This is a genomic window from Clostridium bornimense, assembly GCF_018917145.1.
Lineage (GTDB): Bacteria > Bacillota > Clostridia > Clostridiales > Clostridiaceae > Clostridium_AN > Clostridium_AN bornimense_A.
In genome coordinates, this window is the sequence record NZ_JAHLOD010000094.1 from 1 (window position 1) to 5019 (window position 5019).

Sequence of the window (5019 nt, forward strand, 5' to 3'; positions counted from 1 at the left end):
GGAATAAAGCTATTAGCATCAACATATAAAGATAGAGGAATAGCGAAGGTAACAGTTGATGGAGAAAGTTATTCAGTAGATATGTATAGTGCAAGTGCAAAATATAAAAATGTAGTATTCCAAAAGAAAGACTTAAAGTCTGGAACTCATAGCATAAAAATAGAGTATACTGGAAAGAAAAATTCCAAGGCAACAGGAACATTGACAGTAATAGATGCTGTTGATATTACAAGTGGGAATATAATATAGGAGAGCAAATGCTCTCCTATCTATAAAAGTAAAAGGGGGAAAAGATGTGGGTAAGCTATCAAAAAGATTGACTAGTATAGTAACAACAGTTGTTTTAACTTGTAGCTTAATTTGTGCTGATATAAAAATAAATCCACAAGTTAATGTACAAGCAGCTACTAATGATTATGGATTGGCAAGCAACACAAGGGATGGAGTAATATTACATGCTTGGAACTGGAGCTTTAATACAATAAAAGAAAATTTACCCAAGATTGCAGAAGCAGGGTATACTTCTATTCAAACATCACCAATTCAAGGAACTAAGGAAAATACTATGACTACAGCTCATTGGTGGCTTTTATATCAACCAACTAATTTTAAGATTGGTAATGCACAATTAGGATCTAGAGATGAATTTAAATCAATGTGTGAAGAAGCTGAAAAATATGGCATAAAAATTATAGTAGATGTTGTTTGTAACCATATGGCAAATACAGGGGAAAATCAAAACAAGTTTTCTCCAGCTATAGAAGACAAGTATAAAGCTAGAGAATTTTGGCATGAATATGATAATCCACAAGGAATAGATTATAACAATAGATATAGTATTATTCATGATTGTATGGACTTACCTGATTTGAATACATCTAATAAGACATTACAAAATGATATAATTTCATTTTTAAATGATGCTATTGATTGCGGTGCTGATGGATTCAGATTTGATGCTGCAAAACATATAGAATTGCCAGATGATAATCCAGGAGGAAGTGACTTCTGGCCAACAATTCTTGGAAGCTTAAAGAATAAAGATAAGTTATTTATATATGGAGAGATATTAGATACTAATAATGGTAATTCAAGAACTAGTGCTTATTCTAATTATATTAATGTAAATAGTGATTCTTATTCTAAAGAATTAAGAAAAGGAATAGGATTTGATGATAAAAGAGATGTAGCTAAGAATATAGGACAAGCATCTTCAAGTTATTATAATACTGATAATGTAGATAGTAAGAAGTTAGTAACTTATGTAGAGACTCATGATGATTATGCGGCAAATGGAAGTGGAGCAAGTAGTAATACTGGTCTTATGAGTGATTGGTATAATAAAATGGGATGGGCTATTGTAGCAGCGAGAGATTCAGGTACACCATTATATTACAATAGACCAGCAGGATCAAGTGCTTCAAATCCATTACCAGGAACAATGGGTAAGGCTGGTAATGATATGTGGAAAAGTGCTGATGTAGTAGCAGTAAATAAGTTCCACAATGCAATGATTGGACAAAAAGAATATCTTAGAACATTAAGTAATAATACTATGGTAATAGAACGTGGAAATAAAGGTGCAGTTATAGTAAATCTAGATGGAACAGCAAAGATTAATACAGAAACAAATCTAAAAGAGGGTACTTATAAAAGCATTGCATCTGATGGTGGGACTTTTTATGTTTCAGGAGGAAGACTTACTGGTGAATTAGCTTCTGGGACAATTGCAGTTATAGGTGATTTAGAGGAGCCAGTAACAACACCAACCCCAACAATAACACCGGCTTCAGGAACTACTTTTACAGATAGTTTAACTGTAACATTAGGATATAAAAATGCAACCTCAGGTACGTATTCAGTAGATGATGTAGACAAAGGTTCATTTAAAAATGGAGACAAGATAAAGATTGGAGAAGATACATCTGTTGGAAGTACGGTAAAGGTTACTTTAACAGTTACAGATGGTAAAACTTCAAAGAGTGAAACGTACACTTATAAGAAAGTAAAGGTAGGAGAAAAGGTAACCGCATCTATTATTAAACCTAGTGGATGGAGCAACGTATATGCTTATGTTTATGATGAAAGTGTTACGCCAACTAAAGAAGTAGAAAAGTGGCCTGGAACAAAGATGACAGATATGGGAAATGATAAGTATACTATAGAGATACCTAAAGGATGGAGTAGTGCAAAGGTTATATTTAATAATGGCGGTAGTAATCAAATCCCAGATGGAGTGGGAACACCAGGATTTGATATTTCCAATACATCTATGATTTATAAAGATGGAAAATGGCAAATAGATGAAACAGATACACCTATTGACTCACTTAATGTTAAAGCTACACCAGACAAAGCTACATTTACTACTAATACTTATGAAATAACATTAGGAGTAGAAAATGCTACATCAGCAACATATTCAGTTGATGGTGGTAAAAAGAAATCTTTTAAAAATGGAGACAAGATAAAGATTGGACAAGGGAAAGTAGAAAATTCTAAAATTACTGTTGATTTAGAAGCAACAGATGATAAAGATACTGTTAAAAAGACTTACACTTATACAAAGAATGCACCATCAACAGGAGGAGGTAGTATTGGAGGCGGTAGCATTGAAGGAGCTATCGGTGGTAAGTATGGAACTAATCTAACAGGTTATGGTAAAAATAAGACAATAACAATAGATGGAGATTTTAGTGATTGGTCTGAAGATATGCTTGTTGCTCAAGGAGTAGCTAATGATGATCCAAGATCATTTAGAGGTACTCATGAAGGACCGGTTTATGATGATTATGCTCTATATAGTGCTTGGGATAATGATAACCTTTACTTAATGTGGCAATATACAAATGTTACTGATGTTATAGATCCTGTACAAGGTTATCCAATAGGTGGAGATGGAAAACCATATAATGGTGATATACCTCAAGTTATAGCATTAGATTTAGGAACAGGCTATTATGGTGATGGAACTTGTAAATCAATGAAACCAGATGGTACTTATACTACAGGACCAATATGGAACTTAAAGGTTAAATATGAAACTAGTGTAGATACTTTATTATGTTTTTCTAGTAAACCAGGTGTAGGAGAACCATGTTTATTTAAAACAGATTCTGATGGAATGTTTAACTATAGTACAGGTATTGGATTTAAAAAGGCTGGAATATCATTTAAATATGGTGATGGTTTCTTACCATCAAAACTCATAGGAATAAAAGCAAATGGATATGAGGGATATGTACCTGATGATTTATATACAGACTCTTCTAATTGGATAGATTTTCTTGAAACTAATCATAATACAAAGCAAGATACTATGTATGAAATGGTTATTCCATTAAATGCATTAGGAATTACAAAGGATTATATCGAAAATAATGGGATTGGTGTAATGCATCTTTCAACTTTTGGTGAGTCTACTATAGGATGTAATCCACATGATAAGTCTATGTTAGATGTAGCAACAGAACCATATGTAACAGAAAGAGCAAATGATCCATCTACATCACTTGAAAAAGCGGATTGGGATAATATAACTGTACCTTTAGCACGTATTGGAAAAGCAGCAGGTACTACTCCACCTACACAACAAAATTTATCTGTATATACTTTTGGAGCAGATAGATGTTCTCCACAGGTAGAAAATACTACTCTTAATTTAAGTGCTAGTGGACAAGGTGGAACTGCGCCATATACTTATAAGTTTGAGATTAATGGAAAGATGTTACAAGATTTTTCAAGCAAATCAACTTGTAAGTGGACACCAACAGAAGTTGGGGATTATGTTATGAAGGTAACTATTAAAGATGCTGATGGAAAGACAGTTACTAGAGAAGTAGATTATGAAATAGAATCTTCAGGTGATGTAAGTGAATTAAAAGCTTCATTATTGGCAAGTCCAAGTGATTCGCAAACATTAGGAAAATCAACTACATTTACAGCAAAGGCAATAGGAGGTAAGGCGCCATATAAATATAAGTTTACTATAGATGGAAATGTAGTTGAATCTGATGAGAATAAGTGTGTATGGACTGCAAGTAAAGAGGGAACTTATGATATTAAGGTAGTTATAACAGATGCTGATGGAAATACCGCTAATTCAACTATAAATAATTATAAAATTGAGAAACAAATTGTAGGTAAGCTATCAATAGATAGTTTTTCGGTAAATCCTAAATCTGCAAAGGTAGGAGAAACAATAAAATTATCAGCAAATGCATCTGGTGGAAATGGAACAATACAATATAAGTTTGTAGCAAAAAAAGGTAACAATGAAACAATAATAAAAGATTACTCAACAACTAAAACTGTGACATGGACACCATCAGTAGCAGGAGAATATGAATTATTAGTTTATGCTAAGGACAGTGAAGGTAATAGTGATTCTGCTACTACATCATGTACAGTAGAAGAATCAAGTGAAGAAGTAGTTATAACAACAGATAAGGCATCACCACAAGTAACTGGAACAGCAATAAAAATAACTGCTAAAGCAAAAAATATAAATGGTGCTAAGTATATGTTCTCTATCTTTTCATATGAGGATGGATGGGAAATAGTACAGAAATATTCAACATCAAATGAATATGTTTGGATACCTAAAAAGTCTGGAAAGTATAAAATAGAAGTAGCAGTAATGGATTCTAATGGTAATGAAATTGAAAATAGGATTAACTATAATATAGCAGCGAAAATAACAAGAATAGAAGAAAATAATAGCAATATAAAATATGCAGGAAAGTGGTCAACAGTGCAAAATAGCAAGCATAGTGGAGGAGCAGTAAAAGTAGGAAAAACAGCAGGAAGTAGTGCAGAGTTTAAGTTTACAGGAACAGGAATAAAGTTATTAGCATCAACATATAAAGATAGAGGAATAGCAAAGATAACATTAGATGGAGAAAGTTATTCAGTAGATATGTATAGTGCAAGTGCAAAATATAAAAATGTAGTATTCCAAAAAAATAACTTAAAAGCTGGAACTCATAGTATAAAGATAGAATATACAGGAATGAGAAA

At 32.5% G+C, this 5019-nt stretch carries 2 protein-coding genes; both read left to right on the forward strand.

What is annotated here, in order from left to right; genetic code table 11:
- The coding region (locus tag KQI30_RS16410) for a hypothetical protein (RefSeq protein ID WP_216464426.1) at positions 1-249 on the forward strand (249 nt) is incomplete at its 5' end.
- A 46-nt stretch (positions 250-295) separates the two neighbouring features.
- Positions 296-5019: triple tyrosine motif-containing protein (locus tag KQI30_RS16415; RefSeq protein ID WP_216464427.1), on the forward strand; the 4724-nt coding region annotated here is incomplete at its 3' end.